Origin of the sequence: Alcaligenes sp. SJTW-7 (assembly GCF_047716895.1) — a bacterium.
GTDB lineage: Bacteria > Pseudomonadota > Gammaproteobacteria > Burkholderiales > Burkholderiaceae_B > Alcaligenes > Alcaligenes ammonioxydans.
The window spans coordinates 757,411-775,808 of record NZ_CP136682.1 but is presented as its reverse complement, the minus strand read 5'-3'; the positions used below and the strand labels follow the sequence as shown (position 1 = coordinate 775,808).

Sequence of the window (18,398 nt, the reverse complement as noted above, 5' to 3'; positions counted from 1 at the left end):
CCGCCGGCTTGCACCCTTCTTGAGCATGCGCACCTGCCACAGCCACCTGACGCCCTTTTGAGCAAGGTCCTACAATACACTTTTTACCCGAGATTTGCCGTATGTCCCGCCTCGCCAGTCGTACCGAACACGTTCTTCCTTTTCATGCTGTTGAACTCTTCAAACAGGCCAATGCCTTAAAGGCCACGGGCCGCGACATTATCAGCCTGGGCATAGGTGAACCGGACTTTACCGCCCCGCAAGCCGTGGTCGATGCGCTGCATCAGGCCAGCAATCAAGGCCTGGGCCAGTACACCGCCCCAGCGGGCTTGAGCGCCTTGCGCGAGCGCATCGCCCTGTATTACGAACAGCAGTTCCAGGCCCGTGTCGACCCGTCTCGCATCGTGGTCACGGCAGGGGCTTCGGGCGCCCTGTCACTGGCGACCCTGGCCCTGATCAATCCCGGCGATGAAGTGCTGATGCCCGACCCCTCCTACCCGGCCAACCAGAACTTCATCATGGCAGCGGGCGGCACAGCCCGTCTGATCCCCGCCTCGGCAGAAGGACGCTTTCAACTGAGCGCCCAGCACATTCGCGATCATTGGGGTCCCAACACGCGCGGCGTGCTGATTGCCTCGCCCAACAATCCGACAGGTGCCACGATTTCCCGCCCAGCCCTGCAAGAGCTGATCAAGGAAGTGCGCGCCCGTGATGGCTTTATCATCATGGACGAGATTTATCTGGGTCTGTTTTACGAACAGGCGCCCCTCAGCGCCTTGACCTTGGATCAGGACATTATTGTTATTAACAGCTTTTCCAAGTACTTCCACATGACGGGCTGGCGTCTGGGCTGGCTGATCCTGCCCTCCTGGATGACCGAAGCCTGCGAGCGCATGGCCGCCAGCCTGGCAATCTGCGCCCCCTCACTGGCCCAGCATGCCGCCCTGGCCTGCTTTGAGCCGGAAACCATGGCGATCTACGAAGAACGCCGTCTGGCTTTCAAGCAACGGCGGGACTACCTGCTGCCCGAGCTGGAGCGTCTGGGTCTGCGCGTGCCTGTCCGCCCGGATGGCGCTTTCTATATCTATACGGATATCCGTGAATACAGCCAGGACAGCGATGCGTTCTCGCAGCAATTGCTGCACGAGGCCGGTGTGGCAGCGGTACCGGGCCGAGACTTTGGCACCGCTCACGCGCCCTATACCTTGCGCCTGTCCTATGCCACCGGCATGGACCGCCTGCAAGAGGCAATCAGTCGTCTGGGCCAGTTCCTGGGCCGCTAAGCCCCGCTCTGGGCCCGGCCCTCAGACGCCCAGACACTCGTTACCTCCCATCCGGACCGCCTAGCGTGTCCGGACCGGGATACCGGAGGCCAGGGCAATACGGCGACGCTCTGCCAGCACTTTGGCCCCGTAACCACCATCGCTGGGGCCGGTGGCCCCCACATAACAGGCTAGTCCCCCTTCAATGGAACCACGGCGACGGATACAGTCGGACAAAATCTGACCGCCCACCCGGATATTGGCCTCAGGGCTCAATACCGCCAGCGTGCCCTCCATATAGATATCAAACTTCTCTTTATGGACTTTAGTCATGACCTGCATTAGCCCTTGGGCCCCCACATGACTTTCTGCATAGGGGTTGTAACGTGACTCAATGGCGATGACGGCCAGAATCAGTTGTGGGTCCAGGTTCTTTTCCTTGCCCACAATAAAAGCCGTGTGGATCAGGGCCCCGGATACCGAATAGGCGATCTTGTACTTGCGCGCCAGGTAGCTGCGCAAGGCCTGCTGCTGGGCGGCTGTCACGCCTGCGATGGGCTGCCCCGTCACCGAGGCACGCAGATTTTTCATAAAGCCCTGATAGGCAGAAACCGCCTGCTGCTGTTCCGTCTGGGTCAAATCCTGGCCATCTTCAGACAGGGCCGGCTGACTCGTGTCTGCCGGCCAGACCGCCAGACTGTACGCATCGTATTTGACCGCCTCGGGGCGCAGGGTTTGCACGAGACCGGTATAAAGCTGGTTAAACTGAGCACGCATGGAAGGTACAACCACACAGGCTGCAATCGTCACCAGTACGGCTATGCCCAGATACATGGCACACACATGTACAAACTCGCCGATGCGATACGTCAGGGTACGGGCTGAGCGACTAAGTACATAGTCCATATCTTGGAAGCCCATGGGTTCATCCTTAGTATTGCTAACTGCCCGATGTTAACCTTAGAACCTGTTCAAGGTCTTAACCAAAATATCTGCAAGCGGAGCCCCGTTCTTCTGTGAAATACCGTGACTTGAGAGACTTTATTGCCCAACTGGAAGCCAGGGGCGATCTGAAGCGGATTACGCAGCCCGTTTCCACCTCGCTGGAAATGACTGAAATCAGTGACCGGGTACTGCGTGCCGGTGGACCGGCACTCTTGTTTGAGAATGCCCAGCATCAAGGCGTCAAGGCCGCCATGCCGGTCCTGGCCAATTTGTTCGGTACGCCGCAACGCGTTGCCTGGGGGATGGGCGCGCAAGAGGTGTCGGCATTACGCGACACAGGCGAACTACTGGCCAATCTGAAAGAACCGCAAGCCCCCACCGGCATGCGCGATGCACTGTCCAAAGTGTCCATGCTCAAATCCGCCTTGTGGGACATGAGCCCCAAGCACGTACGCTCTCCTGCCTGCCAGGAAGTCGTACTGGAAGGCAAGGATGTGGACCTAAACCAGATTCCCTTGCAACTGTGCTGGCCTGGTGACGTCGCTCCCTTGTTGACCTGGGGTCTGGTCATTACCAAAGGCCCACATGCCAAGCGCCAGAATCTGGGCATTTACCGCCAGCAACTGATTGGTCGCAACAAGCTGATCATGCGCTGGCTGTCCCATCGCGGCGGAGCACTGGACTTTCGCGACCACGCCCTGACAAATCCCGGCAAACCCTTCCCGATTGCGGTTGCTCTGGGGACAGACCCTGCCACCATTCTGGGGGCGGTCACACCTGTCCCGGACAGCCTGTCCGAATATCAGTTTGCCGGGCTGTTGCGCGGCTCACGCACCGAAGTTGCCAAGGCACTGGGCAGCGACTTGTCCGTGCCTGCCTGGGCCGAAATTGTGCTGGAAGGCCATATCCTGCCCAGCAATCACCCGGACGCCCTGACACCCGACGTGCCTGAAGGCATGAAACCGCCTGCCGACAGCCACTACGAAATGGCGCTGGAAGGCCCTTATGGCGACCACACTGGTTACTACAATGAGCAGGACTGGTTCCCGGTCTTTACGGTCGAGCGCATTACCATGCGTCGCAACCCGATCTATCACAGCACCTATACCGGCAAACCACCTGATGAGCCTGCTGTTCTGGGTGTCGCGCTGAACGAAGTCTTTGTACCGTTGCTGCGCAAGCAACTGCCCGAAATCGTGGACTTCTATCTGCCACCCGAAGGCTGCAGCTACCGCCTGGCTGTGGTGTCCATACGCAAGCAGTACGCGGGCCACGCCAAACGCGTGATGTTCGGGGTCTGGAGCATTCTGCGCCAGTTCATGTACACCAAGTTCATCGTGGTCGTGGACGAGGACGTCAACACCCGCGACTGGAAGGAAGTGATCTGGGCCATGACCACCCGCATGGACCCGGTGCGCGATACTGTGCTGGTCGAGAACACCCCTATCGACTACCTGGACTTTGCTTCGCCCGTCTCGGGACTGGGTGGCAAGATGGGCATGGATGCCACCAACAAGTGGCCGGGAGAAACCCAGCGCGAATGGGGCACACCGATCAAAATGGATGAGTCCACCAAAAAGAAAGTGGATGATATGTGGGGCTCGCTAGGGCTGTAAGGCAGAGCGCGCGTTTAGCCCGTACGCATCAAACGCAACAAAGACCATCACCGCAACGGTGCATGGTCTTTGTTTTATTGGGTGCATTAAGCCGGCACACCAAGCAGGCCGGCCGCCTGGCCTTCCCAATGCGCCGGTCAGGCCTAAGCCAGCGGCTCCACCAGCTCAATCAGGTAGTCGTCGGGATCAAATACGAAAGCAATCGTACGTTTGCCATGACTCATCTGCTTGGGTGGGGTTTTGATTCTGACCCCCTGCTCCTGCAGATAATCCACTGCCTGATGCACGTCCCTGACCATCAGGGCCAGATGACCGAACGCCCCGCCTTTTTCATAAGGTTCGTCTTGATCCCAGTTCCAGGTCAGTTCCAGGCTGGACTGCGTGCTCGGGTCAAAGCTGAGAAAGACATTGGTGAAACGGCCGGATTCATAATCCGTGTGACGCACTACCTGCATGCCCAGAACATCGCGATAAAAAGCCAGCGATCGGTCCAGGTCCAGCACACGTAGCATGACGTGATCCAGGCCAAACTGTATTGTGGAAGTACTCATAGCAGGGGACGGGTTTAAAAACTGCACTGTAGCAAAACAGCCCGCCCTGCATCATGACCGCTCATCAAGGGTCCATGAGAAATACTCAAGCCTCAGGCTCGCGCCGTCATCAGCTCCGAGGTAATGGTCTGGATGAATAAAGGCACGCAAGGATTGGCATTGCTTTCCTGCCACATGATGTTGATAAAGGATTGCGGATGCTGCCCGGACAAATCCAGATCAATCGCCACCAGATCACGGTGTACATATTTGCGCAAGGATTGCGACAAAATGGCGATGCCAATATTGGCCGCCACCATGCTCATGATGCCGGTAATAGTGCTGGCTTCCTGCACAGAGTTGGGGTGAAAACCGGCATGTCGGCACAATGAATAAAAGTAGCGGCGCCAGACCTGCCAGTGTGTCTTGCTGCCCACCACAAACCGCTCATGGGCCAGCTCGACCAAGGGGATGGACTTTTCCCGGGCCAAGGGATGATCGCTTTGCAACAGCACAATCGGGTCATCATGACACACAGGCTTCCACTGCACGCCCAGCTCTTCGGGATCATCCGAGAAGGCAAAGCCAAAACCCAGGTCCAGACTGCCTTGCTGCAAGCCCTGAATTTGCTGCTGCGTGGGCATATATAACAAATCGGTTGTGATGTTTGAATATTGCTGCTTGAAATGTTCCAGCGTTCTGGGCAGCACGTCCTGCACCGCATAGTCATTGTAGGCAATGATCAGATGCCCAATATCGCCAAACTTGGCTTTCTGAGCCAACTCGATGCCGCGCTCCAGATGCACGAACACCTGTTCAATTTCCTGCAGCAGCAAAAAACCAGCCGCCGTGAGCCGGACCTGGCGGGTGCTGCGCTCAAACAGATCCACCTGCAAATCATCTTCCAGCTTTTTGATGATGCGCGTCAGCCCTGGCTGCGTGATATGCAGCAGCTCGGCCGCCTTTTTGAAATGCAACTGTTCGGCCACCGTTTTAAAGGCCCGCAGATGATGCAAATCCAGGCGTGCGGGAATCATGATTTTGCTCATATTTTAGATTGATAACATCGCGGTCAATAATAGTGCGTGAATAGTGAATGGACAAGCGATTGGCAGAGGATTAGCTTATCTAGCACGCACTGGATGGCGCTTTGCAAGCAGGCCAGGACCGGATGCCCAGCCCTACAAAAAGGAGGAACTCATCCTGTTGCAGCCGGTGCTCTGATCGAGCATCCAACCAATACCAATACGAATAAAAGACAGCCACACACGCCAGTAAATAATAAAAAACCAGCTACCCCCACAGGGTTTGATTTCAAAAAACAGATAGTCCCAATACTTGAGGAGACATAAGTATGCAAAGGGCAAACACGGTGGCCGAATCGGAACATACCGAGACCGGTCACATTAAAAAAGTAATGATGGGCTCAGCGGCCGGCACGATCGTTGAATGGTTTGACTTTGCCTTGTTCGGCTATATGGCCGTTTACATTGCACAGAACTTCTTCCCTTCGGAAGACAAGATGGCCGGCTTGCTGGCCACCTTTGCGGTATTCCTGGTGTCCTTTATTGTGCGGCCTCTAGGCGGCATCTATTTCGGCAGACTGGGCGACCGGATTGGCCGCAAGAAAATCCTGGCCCTGACCGTCTTGCTGATGTCCGGCTCGACCGCGGCCATTGGCATGATTCCAACTTATGACAGTATTGGTATCTGGGCACCGGTTTTGCTGATTATCATCCGCTGTATCCAGGGGCTGTCGGCCGGTGGCGAATACACAGGCGCCACCATCTACACGGTTGAGCACAGCCCCATGAACAAGCGTAATTCCTACGCCTGGGCCATGTCTGGCGCCACGTACTTTGCATTTGCGCTGGCTGCCGGTATCAGTGCCGGTCTGGCTGCGATTGTGGGTACCGACGCCATGGGTGACTGGGGCTGGAGGATCATCTTCCTGCTGGCCATCCCCATGGGTATTGTGGCCTTCTTCATCCGCGATCATCTGGCCGAATCGCCCGAGTTTCAACAGATGCGTGCAGAGAAGAAAGGGCAGCTCAGCTACAGCGCCTCCCAGGTATTCAAGGCAGAGGGTTCCAATATTGTGAAGCTGGGCGGCTTCATTGTGCTGTACGCCCTGTCTTTCTATATCTTCTCCACCTACATGAACACCTTTTTGCGCACGGTCATTGGCTTGTCCTCGGTCCAGTCCCTGACCGCGAACATGGTGGCCCTGCTGTTTGTCACCGCCCTGACCCCCATTGCCGGCGTGATCTCGGACCGGGTGGGCCGCCGTCGCATGATGCAGTTTGCCGCTGTCTGGCATGCACTGTTCACCATACCGGCCTACATGATCGTCAGCAAAGGAGCGTCCCTGGAAGCGGCCATTTTCGGCATGCTGATCATTGGTATCGGGCAGGTGGCCGCCAGTGTCGTGGCCGTGACCTTGCTCTCGGAGATGTTCCCCACCGACATGCGCTATACCGCCTCCAGCATGTGCTACAACATCACCTTCGCCATTTTTGGCGGTACGGCGCCCTACCTGGCCATCTGGCTGACCACCCAGACTGGCAGCTACCTGGCTCCGGCTTTTTACGTCACGATCGTCGCGGTATTGTGCTTTTTCTGGGTTACGGTTCTGATGCCCGAAACGGCCAACAAGCCGCTACGTCGCTATCACACCGAACCGGCCCATGATGCCAAACCGGCTATCAACATGGGCAAGGCAAGCGCCAGCTAGGCTTTCCCTCTTTTGCCAGCTTTCCGCTATCAACAGCCCTGCTTTGCAGGGCTGTTTTTTTACGAAACAATTTGATTTACATTAAAAGCCAGTCTTCTCAAGGTGATTCTATCTATACCTAAAGCCATATTCCCATGCCAGCTTCTATAGAATAGCCTGTTGAAGCGCGCATCAAATATAGACTGAGTCCTTGCCCTAAGCAGACTGAAAAGCGCGTTTGCACTGCCAAGGAATTTGCACCATGACCACTGTCAGCCTGACCAACGTAACTGTAAGCAGCGACCCCGCCTCGCACGTCCAAGGGTGGCTGACGGTGCAGTTCAGCAACGGCTACAGCATTCAGGCCTACTGTCCGGACAGCCAGGACAACTGGGCGCAAGGAGCCCGGACACTGTGCGAACTGGGAAACAGCAATGGTTTGGCCCCCACCCCGGTCGACACGCTTCTGTTGCAGGCAGGCCCGAATGGCAACTATCTGGTCCTGCAGGCGGACTTGCCCAGGCCTTCCATTCCCATGACCTACGCGCGACCCGCTAACGAACACATCTATATGGAACTGGCCGATAAGGAACAAAGTGTGTTCAGCGCCGACTTTCTGGCCATTGCGGCGATTATCGGCGGAGCACTCTACGGTTTGAAGTGCTTATTGGAAAAATACTTACTGCCTAAACTGTAAAAGCGCAGCGTCAAAAAAAACGCTCTGTTTTTACAGAGCGTTCAAAAGAAAAAAGAAAACAGGAAATTACACGGCCAGAACCGAATCCGTACTTAGAAAATGTTGCTGAAACTGCAGCGCCTGCAGCAGCAAATCATCATCCTGATGCGGCTTGCCGATCAACTGCAAGCCCATCGGCATTTTCTGGGCATAACCCAAAGGCAGGGAGACCACGGGCAAGCCCAACAGTTGCCAGGCCCGGCTCATGAATGGCGCCCCGGTGCCCTCGGTTTTACAAGGCGCTATCCCTGCTGCCGCAGGTGCCAGGATGAAATCCGCCCCTGCCTGTTCGAACCAGTCCAGCAGCCGCTGTTTGAGTGTATCCGCCCGCCGCAAGGCCGCGATGTAGTCCTTGTAGGGAAAAGCCAGTCCCATACGAATCAAGGACTGCACATGGGCACTCAAGCTGTCATGGTGCTGTTGTTCATACACCAGATTGCGCGCCACCTCGTAAGCCATGATCTGGGCGTGCAATGACGTCAGCTCAACAATGCTGTCCTGCAAGGGAAAATCCACACACTGATGCCCCTGCCCGATCAGATCCTGCTGGCAGGCCTGGAGGGTCTCCAGCATCTTGTCTTGAACCTCGCCCAGTGCCTGGCCGGTAAACATCGTGAACACACTGCTGCTCTGGGTGCCTGGCGCCGCCAGATTCAACGGTTTGTGCAATAGCAGATTACGCAGCAAAAGCGTATCCAGCACATCATTGCTGAGTATCCCCAGCGAATCCAGCGACTGCGCCAAGGGCTGAATATTGCGTAAGGAAAACTCATTGCGGGTGCCTACATAGCCTGTGCAACCGCAATAAGAGGCGGGTCGTATGACCGAGGCCGCCGTCTGTGTGCCAAAGGCGACCGGCACCATGAAATCAGCGACAGCGGCAGCAGAGCCGCTGGACGAACCACCGGGTGTGCGCTCGGCATCATGCGGGTTGTTTGTCTTGCCTGCCTGAAAGTAAGCAAACTCGGTCGTGACCGTCTTGCCCATCAAGATGCCGCCTGCCGCTTTGATTGCGGTAACACAGGAAGCATCCATGTCTGGAATCCGATCCTGGTGAATGGCCGATCCCATGCTAGTGGGAATGCCCGCCGTGTCAATCACGTCCTTGACCGCAAAGGGCAGGCCCATCAAGGGCGAGGCCTTGTAAAAATCGCTGCGACTTTCGTATTCGGCCAGATAGTCTTCTTGATCAATCAAATACTGCCAGGCGCCGATCTTGTCATCACGTAGGGCGATACGCTCATAGAACGAGGCCACGATCTCGGGCAGACTGGCCTGACCCGAATGCAGAGCATGCAGCAATTGATGCAAAGGCAGCTTAAACCACTGTCGTTTCATTGTGCCACTCCTTGAGAGCCTGCAATAAAGAGGCGTCCACCGTCGCCACCCCGCCGCCAACACGACCACGCTCGCCAGCACCGTCAATCATGCCCAGCAGCACCAACGGTCCGGTATTGCTGGCCATCACTTGCGCAAAATCGGTAATGCCGGGGCGTCCGGCCAGAAAAGGCAAGCGAGTCTTCAAGAACAAACTTTGACGCGTCAGATAATCCGAGGGCAGGAATGCCTGCAGATTTCTGGCACTGAGACTGGCCAGATCCAGACACTGACCACCCAGTCCCACAAAATCCACCACGGCACTGTCACCCAAGGCACCCAGTGCGTTCGCCTGCTCATGGCCGGGCTCTTTATTGCCCGCAATGACAGGAGCATCCGTCACCAACCAGCTCGTGGAGCCGGCCAGCTGCAAACCAAAACGCAAACCATTGCCCCCCACTTTAACAATGGCGTTAGCGCCATCGGCAGGTGTCTGATATGCCAGGATCAGCGCGCTGGCCGCCATCCAGTAATTCAATGCCCAGGCCATCGCGCCATGCAGGAAAGTCTGACTGGCCTCATCATTGATGCCCCAGGAGACAATAATGTCGGCCAGTTGCCGGGAAGCATGCAGGGTCCGCGCATGGCCATCATCACCATTTAGCAAGGACGCCTGAACGATGGGTGCCAGTTCTACCGGCCCCTGGAACTGCGCGGCCAGCCGTGCACCCAAATCCTGATGCAGCCAACGCAGATGCAGCACCATCTCATCAGCAAAAATACCCAGTCGAGTGCACCACTGCATGCCCTCATTGAACACCGAGTATTTTTTGTTCTCGGGCCGATTGCTGTCGCTGACCTCGATCAGGCACATGGACGGTGTCGCAACGCCGGCCAGCGGCACGACCACCCCATAATCCTGAGCGGGGGCCAGCTGCACGCCGCCCGCCTCCAGCAAGGCTTGCGCCTCTTGCTTGCTCGTGGCCCACCCCTCGTACAGTATGCCAATCAGGACCGAGTTTCGTATCGCAGCAGGCAGTTCCTGCGCATCCCGAAACGGTGGCCCGGCATGCAAGACCAGGCGGTCTTGCGAAGGCAAAATGGATTGCAGGGACCGCACCCCCGTCCAGGCTGGCATCACGGCCAGAGCCTGTGTCTCTACATGCTGAGCCATCTCGTCTCCTTATGCCACACGCACCCAGGTCTCGCTGTTCGCCAGACTGGCGGACTGCGCACGCGAGCCGTTAAAGTCACGCTCGATGGTGTTGCCCGGCAAGGCCGTGCCATTGATCAGCACCTTGGCTTGCTGCGCCGGGTGAAACACACACATCATTTCGTGCTTCTGGGTTTGGGTCTGGCTTTGCGGCAGATCCACGCAAATAGCTGGTTGCGTCATTTGATGCCATTGCAACTCCACCGTCAGACCAGCACGGGCGGAGGTCACAGACTCGCTGACCAGTTCCGGGAAACGGTTCACCGTCTGAAAAACGCCGTCATCAAACACCTGCAACCTGTCCAGCGCCACCGCCTTGCGAAACAGGCCGAAATGGCGCACAAAATCCTGCACCAGATAGTGGGCCAAGGGCTGGTTGTCCGTGATCAGCAAACGCGCGTCATTGTCCTGTCCGTCCTCGTAGGGCTTGTCCAGAACCAGAATGGCCTGGCCGCTGCCATAAGCCGAGCTGGCAATGCGAAAATACAGGGACAAGGACGACCAATCCTGCTCAGGGTCGGTCTTTAAATAAATAAAAGGGTTGTCGCCTGTCCAATCCAGCGTACCGGTTTTAATACCCGTCATGCTCAAGTCTCCGTGTTCAAATTATTCATCATGGGTACCTGGGCCCGTCAGGCCAGGTCTTTTTCCACCGCGTATTGCTCACGCAGGTGCTGGAAATCCGTACTTGGCTGCCATCCCAGAATTTCCTTGGCGGCCTGGCTGCTGAAAATAGAAGCACGAGGATTGTTCTGATACCAGCGCGGGTTCTTGATTTCAGGCACAGGACCAATAATCTGCTGATACCAGTCTGTCGTTGCCAGGGGGTGGGAACTATCGTCTGCGCTGATGAAAAACACGCCGTAGCGCAGACCTTGCAGATTCACGGCCGCCTCAAAGGCGCGTGCCAAGTCCGCTGCCCAGATGTAATAAAACAGCCAGTTACGGTCGGGGCTGTCCACAAACTGGATATATTCGTGAATGGTTTCGGGCAACACCACGGCCAGCGGACGCAGGCAGATAATCTCCATATCCGTGGCCTCGCTGAAACTCTTGGCCATCTGCTCCATCATGATTTTGCTGACGCTGTAAGCCTGATAAGGTTTGTTGTCGTGAGCTTCATCCACGGGCAGATACTGGGGCTTCCAGTCCGCCCGCATTTCCGACAGGCCGCAGGCGGAGATGCTGGAACACAGCACCACTTTTTTTACGCCATTTTCCCGACAAGCTTGTAGTACATGCCAAGTGCCTCGTACATTCACATTGATGTACTGCTCCTCGGGCGCTTTCCAGTCAAAATCGATAGCGGCCAAGTGAATAACCGCGTCCGCATCCTTGGTCGCGGCACGAACCGCGTCCAGATCCATCACATCGGTTTGCACAAAGGAAACCTGATGCTGGCTGGGCTTTAAGTCCGCCACGACCACATCCATGGTCTGCATCAATTGCTGTACGACGTACGAGCCCACACGGCCCGAACCGCCTGTAACCACCACTTTCTTCATGGTGTTTCTCCTGTTTATTGTTATAGATCCAATACCAATTCAGCCGACACGGCACGCGAAACACAAATCATCATGGTTTCATTGAGCTGGCGTTCCTGCTCAGACAGCACAAAATCACGATGCTCCGGCAGACCGGCAATCACCCCAGTTTCACAAGTCCCGCAAGTTCCGTTCTGGCATGAGCACTTGACCCGTATGCCTTCCCGTTTCAAGGCCGCCAGAATCGTTTCATCCCCGGCTACCGCAATGCGTTTGCCCGATTTTTGCAACGTCACGGTAAAGCTCTTGCCCTGCAGCATGGCTGGATCGGTCTCCACCGAGAAACGCTCCAGCACCAGTTGCCAGCCACTGTCGGCCTGTTCCTGTTGATAGTTTTCCAAGGCCGTCAGCAACGGCTGCGGACCGCAGGAATAGACGACGGTTTGTGCATCCAGCGCTTTCAATGCTCCTTGCAGATCAAACAGGCCGTCCTGATTGGAGGCATGCGTGGTGATGCGCTGGCCGTCCACCTGCTGCAGTTCTTGCAGAAAAATAAAATCTGCTGCGTTTCTGGCCAGATACAACAGATGCCAGTCCAGGCCAGCGGCTGCAGCCGCCTGAACCATGGGCACAATAGGCGTGATGCCTATGCCACCGGCAATAAAAAAGCACTTCTTGTTGGCAGCAAAGGGGAAGTGGTTTTTCGGCAGACTGACAGCCAGCGCATCCCCTTCTTGCAACACTTCATGGATGTAGGCCGAGCCCCCTCGCCCCGCGTCCTCTTTCAGAACGGCAATCTGCCATTCACGGGTGTTGGCCTGCTGGCCACACAGGGAATACTGACGGTATAGCGGCTCGCTCTGCGAGACCGCCAGCTCCAACTCAATATGGGCCCCCGGCTCCCAGGCGGGAAACTCGGCCCCGTTTTGCAAACCCAGGGTCAGACCGACGACACGGTCCGAGAGCCTGGTTTTCTTCAGCACGCGTGTTTGCAAAGTTTGCTGCATGATGCGGCTCCTGCTCCCTTAGGCGATCGCTCTGATCGGCAACACCCGGCTTTGTTCGTCCGCACGACGCTCTTCGGCGCGGTACAGATCGATCAGCCAGTTCTGCAAACGCTTGATGACCAGCTCTTCGTTGGTCAAACGGCCACGGGACGCAAAGTTGGACTGCATGCCTTGATGCGAACGACGCCAGGCAAACAGATCCTCGATCATGACGGGGTACAGATCGTCGTGTTCCTGATCGAACTTCTCTTTGTGGTCCTCACGCTCCAGCGTGGCTTGCGGGTACATCCAGGACACACCATAGGTGGACTGCTGGGCACTTTTGGGCAACCACATGAAATACTTGACCTTGTCGGGCATGGCCACCAGCAACAGGTTGGGGGCCACCGTCACGTAGGAAAGCTGGGTACGTTCCTGGTCGGTCAAGCCATCCATGGGCGGCTGCAAAATGGAGCCGGTATGGGTGGGTGCAGCATCTCTATGTGTGGAGATGAGGTTGTAGGACACAATGCCATTGGGCACATCATTAAAGACAGCGGTTTCATCCACCCGGTCCGGATTGGTTTCATACATGCCTCCCCAGGACGAGGCGTGCAAAAAGCTGCAGTGATAGCACTCGTCATTGAAGATCTTCCAGTTCCAGTCGAAGCTCTCCATCTTCAAGGGTTCCGAGGACTTCAGTTCGGCCATGCGGTAGTTGGCCAACTGCTTGCCCAGATTACCCAGACGGGTATGCAAAGCGGGCGCGGTGGCGTCATAGTTGATGAAGATGAAGCCTTCCCAGACCTCGGTGCGGATCTTGGGCAGACAGACACTCTTGGGGTCGAAACTGGCGTCAGTATCCGTCAGGCCGGGAGCCGAAACCAGTTCACCTTCCATGTTGTACACCCAGGCATGCAGGGGGCAACTGATGCGACGTACATTCCCCGCCCCTTCCAGCAACAGCATATTGCGGTGGCGACAGACGTTGGACAGGACATTGATCCCGCCTTCACGCGTGCGAATGGCGAACAAGGCATCATTGCCTACATCAAAGGTGAAGAAGTCACCGGCATTGGGGATGTCGGTTGCACGGCCCACACAGAACCACTGCTTCTTCCACACAGCATTCAGTTCAAACTGAAAAAACGCTTCCGAGGTAAAACACTCGGGAGGCAAGGCAAAAACCTCGTCGGTTTCCTGCTGAAAATAGCTGCGGTCAAATTCTTCAATCGCAATCGGCGAGCGCACAGCATGATTCATCTCGATATCTCCTCTGGTTTGCATGAGCACCATGAATGGCTTTTATTTGGTCAGGCCCATGATGCGACAGGGAGTGGCGCTTGAAAATTGAGTAAATTTGACGGAACGATGAGTTTTTTTTGTTGTTGAAACGAAGGAAGGAGAAACGGAAGGCTGCAATCGTTGCGGATTGAGAACGACCAGTCCGGCCTCAACCCCGATTCAAGGTCTGCGGAACGGCCGCTGGCAAGTCCGCTCCATGCCTGAGGTGAGCAAAATAGCGCGCAATAAAGGGTTCACAAGCCCGATGCGTTGCAAGAACGGCCTCCCAAGCCTCAAGCATTACCTTAGAGACTAGGGACAAAGGGATAGTGGCAGTGGCAGTGGCAGTGGCAACCCCAGTAAAACTGAGAAAGTCCCATCACTGAACGCCAGCCGGGGAAACGCTCCGACCCTACCGCCTAGCGGATTGCAATGGACGCCACCCAATCCACAAACTCCTGCTCCTGCCGACTATGATTCGCCTCTTTGGGATAAGCCAGGAAATACGCGTATTCATCCAGACAAACATCGAACAGCTGAACCAGTTCCTTTTTCTCGATCAGTGGCTGCAACAGAGCCGGACAACCCAGCATCACCCCTTGACCGTTCAGAACCGCATTCAGGCGTACATTCGTGTCATCGATATGAAAGCTCTTTTTAGCCGTCAGTTCCTGACCAGCCGCCTTGCGTAACCACTGCTCCCAACAGAGTTGATTCTCTTCGTGAATCAGCACATGCTGGTTGAGATCTGCCGAAGACCTAATCTGGCCATGCGCCTGCAAATACGATGGCGCACACACGGGCGTCAAATTACCGGGGATGATGCGCAAAGTCTGTAAGTGCGGCCAGTCCCCCTGCTTGCCCCAGACAATCGCAAAATTGATGTTGTCTCTGAAGAAATCCGGCGCCTGCAAGCTATGCAGTAAATTAATTTCAATATCCGGGTGCTTCAACCAGAAGTCACACAGCTGCCTGGTAAACCACATGCTGGACACAAAGGGGCGCAAGGACAGATTGATGCGGCTTTTGCCGTGTGGCATACGCAATTCGCGCAAGGCCTGATTGATCTCGTAAAAAGGCCGCTGCAAACGATCAAACAGAAACTGCCCTTGATCCGTCAGCTCCAGGGAACGGTTTTTGCGCAAAAACAGTTTGCAGCCCAGATACTCCTCCAGCACTTTGATCTGATGGCTGACCGCTGAGGGGGAGACCAGCAAATCCTCGGCTGCCTTGGTAAAGTTCAGCCTTTGCGCCGATACCGTAAAAGTTCTTAACGCATTCAGTAATGGCACCTGCATGACGGGCGATGTCTCCTGGGGTGGGTCTAGTTCAATTGGAATTATTGATTATCGGGAGCATAAGCCCTGCTGCCCTCAAAAACCAGTCGGGCAGAATGCAAAGCCAGGATCAGACGCAAAAAAAACCGGCCGGAGCCGGTTTTTCAAAATACGCGCCACTTACTCGTCCACGCGGGGACTGCGTCGCACGGGAACCAGAACATTGCGGGCTTTTTCACGCGCTGATTTAGACGAGTCGTACAACTTCCACGCTCCCAGGGCCAGAGCGCCAATCCGCATCCAGCGCCCACCCAAACTGCTCAGCAATGCCGATGCACCGGAGAGCAAAAACGGATAACGACGCGACAAAGACAACGCATTACTAACCACGCCGCCCATGCTCAGACCAGAAGGTTTGACACTGTTCCACAAATTGCCAGGGCTTAAGTCCTGCCCCAGCGAATGGACCTGGGACGATAAAGTCTGGCGCTCCAGGGAGGCGCGCACTCGCAACAATTCAATACGCACAGCCCGCTCCTGGGCAGACATGCTCTCTTGTTTGATGCTCATTTACCGTCTCCTTCGGTATCCCGCAAGCGCTCAATAAATGCAACATCGCGACGCAACTCGGACAAAGTGGCCGAAAAAGGAATCGGACCGGAGGTCAAACGACGGCGTACCGCCATGAACAGACCCACTCCCAAACCCGCATACAGCACGACCAACACGCCCAGAGCCCAGTAGCGATATTCTGTCGGCCAGAAATACAAAGCCAGCAGCAAGCTGAACACCAGCACTGCCAGCGTTGAGAAGAGCAGCGCGCCGAACACCATGCTAAACAGCGTGATCAGGCTCGCCTTTTGCTGGCCAGCTTCCAGAGCGAACAGCTCCAATCGAGTACTGACGGCCCCTATCAAGGTAGAACCAAGCTGACTGATAGTTTGCCTTAGCGCCATGTTTTATTCCTGCTCTGCGACATCCTGCCATTGCACGCAATGTCAGGAGCCTGATTGCGAAGAGGCTGCCGATCCGAACCGGAAGGTTCGGATCGGCAGGGCTACTTTTTCTGCTGCTGAAACCAGTCAGCAGCGCAGAGCACAGACAGATTAACGACGGCTGATCAGCATGCCGAACATCAGGCCCACAATACCGGCCACGCCGATGGCTTGCCAGGGTTTGTCATGCACATAGTTATCGGTGGCCTTGGCCGCACGAACACTATGCTCAACCACCGCTTCCTGGGCATCATGCAGCGAATCGCGGGTCACACGCAATGAACGCAAAGCTCGCTCACGGAGCTCTCCAGCTTTATCGCCCGTCGCTTCGGCTGCTTCACGCATCAGTTGCTCAGCTTCATCCAAGCTCGCTTTCACTTCCTCGATGAATTTGTCTCCGCTGTTTTCCAGACTTTTCTTGGTAGCCATAAATAACTCCTTGCAGTTGAAAGGGACACGCGACAAATACGTATCGCCAAGTGAATGACGCCATCACAGCGCCGCACAAAATTCTTTAACCCGCTCTATTCAGGATAAAGATACTCCGTAAACCTGCAACGGACGCGTCGCAAGCTTACTTCAAGTGGGTCACGTCTACCGTAGACGGTACACCATTCTGAATGCTTTCCTGCTTCATCACCATTTGCACTTCCGGGCAGTACCAATCGGTAACCTGAGAATTAATACCCGGAATAGGCAGGCTGATGCCGCTGAAACTGGCTTGGGTAGGCTCGATCTCTCGCTGGTAGCGAATCGGCCAGCATTCGTAATTGCCCAAGGCCGTCTGCACCGTCTGCTGGGCGCCCACCGTTTTGGCACCAGTATGGACACGCAGCACATTGGACTGGGCTCGTTTGTCCAGATTGATCTGGAAGTCCTGGCGGGGGAAGGTCTGGCCTTCCTGCAAGCCGCCGTGCTCGTAGGAAAACAGCCCCAGCAAACGCAAGTCAAATGAACCGTGGACCGCTTCCAAGCCACCTCGGCCATCGTCACGCTGAAAGCGGGTACGACCATCACGCACTGTCATGACATAGTCAATATTGGGCTTGCTGGCCGGTAAGCCAGCCAGGGCCACACTAGCCTTGCCCTGTACGCGCGCCTGACACTGGTCGCCCCCCTGCTTTTTCACGTCGGAAAAAGCAAGGTCTGCGCCCATGGCCAGAAAACCCGAACCCGTCAATTGAACCTGGCCGCCATCACGCATGAAAGGGACGTCGCACAGACCGGCCTGAGCCGAACCCAGGCCCGATATCACCAACAGCGGAGCAGCCATCCAAGCTTTCAGTTTCATGCACATCCTGAATTCAGTGAAACGTAGGTTTGACTCTTTATTATGCCTATCCCCTCTAGGGGACGAGCAAGGGATTGTAAAAAAGCGCGACAAGTTCCCGGCCTACACCTCGCCGTCCTGCACTTTTTGACGGGTGCCGAAAATACGGTCCCCCGCATCCCCCAGGCCCGGCACAATATAACCATGCTCGTCCAGGTGCTTGTCAATGGACGCGGTATAGATATGTACGTCAGGGTGGTGTTTTTCAAGAGTGGCAATGCCTTCAGGCGCTGCCACCAGCACCAGGGCGCGAATGTTCTTGCAGCCTGCTTTCTTCAGCAGATCGATGGTGGCAACCATGGAACCTCCGGTTGCCAGCATGGGGTCGATAATCAGGGCCAGGCGCTGATCCAGCTCCCCGACCAGACGTTCCAGATAGGCCTGGGCCTCCAGGGTCTCTTCATTTCGGGCGATGCCGATCACGCTGACCTTGGCACCCGGAATCAGGTTCAACACCCCGTCCAGCATGCCAATACCGGCACGCAAGATGGGAACCACCGTCACTTTCTTGCCTGCCAGCTTTTCCACTTCCACATCCCCACACCAGCCTTCAATCGTGGTGGGCTCCAGGGGCAAATCCTTACAAGCCTCGTAGGTCAGCAAGGAGGCGATTTCCTGGGACATTTCGCGGAAATTTTTCGTGCTCAGATCTGCCTTGCGCATCAGGCCCAGTTTATGGCGGATCAAAGGGTGACGTATTTCGTGTATGGGCATGATTGCTTCATCAAATT

Annotated in this window: 19 protein-coding genes; 4 read left to right on the top strand and 15 right to left on the bottom strand. The window is 55.9% G+C overall.

Features of this window, described 5'->3' with window-relative positions:
* Window positions 1-101: 101 nt before the first annotated feature.
* On the top strand, window positions 102-1,262 hold the full coding sequence (locus RSQ48_RS03455; RefSeq protein WP_003803653.1) for a pyridoxal phosphate-dependent aminotransferase: 1,161 nt from the start codon (window positions 102-104) through the stop codon (window positions 1,260-1,262).
* A 60-nt stretch (window positions 1,263-1,322) separates the two neighbouring features.
* On the opposite strand, the gene RSQ48_RS03450 is transcribed toward RSQ48_RS03455, so the two are convergent.
* On the bottom strand, window positions 1,323-2,162 hold the full coding sequence (locus RSQ48_RS03450) for a lytic transglycosylase domain-containing protein (RefSeq protein WP_003803654.1): 840 nt from the start codon (window positions 2,160-2,162) through the stop codon (window positions 1,323-1,325).
* A gap of 95 nt (window positions 2,163-2,257) precedes the next feature.
* On the opposite strand from RSQ48_RS03450, the gene RSQ48_RS03445 reads away from it, so the two are divergent.
* Complete coding sequence (locus RSQ48_RS03445; protein WP_415302162.1) at window positions 2,258-3,802, top strand: UbiD family decarboxylase; 1,545 nt, start codon at window positions 2,258-2,260, stop codon at window positions 3,800-3,802.
* 143 nt (window positions 3,803-3,945) lie between these two features.
* Here the strand turns inward: RSQ48_RS03445 and gloA are convergent, their stop codons facing one another.
* Both gloA and RSQ48_RS03435 read right to left on the bottom strand, forming a co-directional pair.
* Complete coding sequence (gloA, locus tag RSQ48_RS03440) at window positions 3,946-4,353, bottom strand: lactoylglutathione lyase (protein ID WP_240208985.1); 408 nt, start codon at window positions 4,351-4,353, stop codon at window positions 3,946-3,948.
* A gap of 92 nt (window positions 4,354-4,445) precedes the next feature.
* Complete coding sequence (locus RSQ48_RS03435) at window positions 4,446-5,369, bottom strand: LysR family transcriptional regulator (RefSeq protein WP_230406254.1); 924 nt, start codon at window positions 5,367-5,369, stop codon at window positions 4,446-4,448.
* Between the two features lie 317 nt (window positions 5,370-5,686).
* Between RSQ48_RS03435 and RSQ48_RS03430 the strand changes: the two genes are divergently transcribed.
* A complete protein-coding gene (locus RSQ48_RS03430) occupies window positions 5,687-7,066 on the top strand; it encodes an MFS transporter (RefSeq protein ID WP_003803661.1) in 1,380 nt (459 codons plus the stop codon).
* Window positions 7,067-7,307: 241 nt separating this feature from the next.
* On the top strand, window positions 7,308-7,742 hold the full coding sequence (locus RSQ48_RS03425) for a hypothetical protein (RefSeq protein WP_003803663.1): 435 nt from the start codon (window positions 7,308-7,310) through the stop codon (window positions 7,740-7,742).
* 66 nt (window positions 7,743-7,808) lie between these two features.
* Here the strand turns inward: RSQ48_RS03425 and RSQ48_RS03420 are convergent, their stop codons facing one another.
* The 12 genes from RSQ48_RS03420 to upp form a co-directional block, all read right to left on the bottom strand.
* Window positions 7,809-9,119 carry an amidase gene (locus RSQ48_RS03420; RefSeq protein WP_415302161.1) on the bottom strand — a complete coding sequence of 437 codons (1,311 nt, stop codon included), beginning with the start codon at window positions 9,117-9,119 and terminating at the stop codon, window positions 7,809-7,811.
* Window positions 9,100-10,272: a DUF1116 domain-containing protein gene (locus tag RSQ48_RS03415; RefSeq protein WP_240208982.1), complete on the bottom strand. Its 1,173-nt coding sequence runs from the start codon at window positions 10,270-10,272 to the stop codon at window positions 9,100-9,102. Before RSQ48_RS03415 ends, RSQ48_RS03420 begins: the two co-directional genes overlap by 20 nt.
* A 9-nt stretch (window positions 10,273-10,281) precedes the next feature.
* A complete protein-coding gene (locus tag RSQ48_RS03410; protein ID WP_003803670.1) occupies window positions 10,282-10,896 on the bottom strand; it encodes a hypothetical protein in 615 nt (204 codons plus the stop codon).
* Window positions 10,897-10,943: 47 nt separating this feature from the next.
* On the bottom strand, window positions 10,944-11,816 hold the full coding sequence (locus tag RSQ48_RS03405; protein WP_003803672.1) for an NAD-dependent epimerase/dehydratase family protein: 873 nt from the start codon (window positions 11,814-11,816) through the stop codon (window positions 10,944-10,946).
* Between the two features lie 20 nt (window positions 11,817-11,836).
* On the bottom strand, window positions 11,837-12,802 hold the full coding sequence (locus tag RSQ48_RS03400) for a PDR/VanB family oxidoreductase (RefSeq protein WP_003803675.1): 966 nt from the start codon (window positions 12,800-12,802) through the stop codon (window positions 11,837-11,839).
* A gap of 18 nt (window positions 12,803-12,820) precedes the next feature.
* Complete coding sequence (locus RSQ48_RS03395; protein WP_003803678.1) at window positions 12,821-14,044, bottom strand: aromatic ring-hydroxylating oxygenase subunit alpha; 1,224 nt, start codon at window positions 14,042-14,044, stop codon at window positions 12,821-12,823.
* 440 nt (window positions 14,045-14,484) lie between these two features.
* Window positions 14,485-15,363, bottom strand: coding sequence for a LysR substrate-binding domain-containing protein (locus RSQ48_RS03390; RefSeq protein WP_003803680.1), 879 nt, complete (start codon window positions 15,361-15,363; stop codon window positions 14,485-14,487).
* A gap of 159 nt (window positions 15,364-15,522) precedes the next feature.
* Entirely contained in the window at window positions 15,523-15,912 is a 390-nt protein-coding gene (locus RSQ48_RS03385; RefSeq protein ID WP_003803681.1) for a hypothetical protein, read from the bottom strand.
* On the bottom strand, window positions 15,909-16,298 hold the full coding sequence (locus RSQ48_RS03380; protein ID WP_039943748.1) for a phage holin family protein: 390 nt from the start codon (window positions 16,296-16,298) through the stop codon (window positions 15,909-15,911). Before RSQ48_RS03380 ends, RSQ48_RS03385 begins: the two co-directional genes overlap by 4 nt.
* Before the next feature lie 150 nt (window positions 16,299-16,448).
* Window positions 16,449-16,766 (bottom strand): DUF883 family protein, encoded by a 318-nt coding sequence (locus RSQ48_RS03375; protein WP_003803683.1) that lies wholly within the window; start codon window positions 16,764-16,766, stop codon window positions 16,449-16,451.
* Between the two features lie 145 nt (window positions 16,767-16,911).
* Window positions 16,912-17,628, bottom strand: coding sequence for a hypothetical protein (locus RSQ48_RS03370; RefSeq protein ID WP_003803684.1), 717 nt, complete (start codon window positions 17,626-17,628; stop codon window positions 16,912-16,914).
* A 102-nt stretch (window positions 17,629-17,730) separates the two neighbouring features.
* Window positions 17,731-18,381, bottom strand: coding sequence for a uracil phosphoribosyltransferase (gene upp / locus RSQ48_RS03365; RefSeq protein ID WP_003803685.1), 651 nt, complete (start codon window positions 18,379-18,381; stop codon window positions 17,731-17,733).
* Window positions 18,382-18,398: the final 17 nt, after the last annotated feature.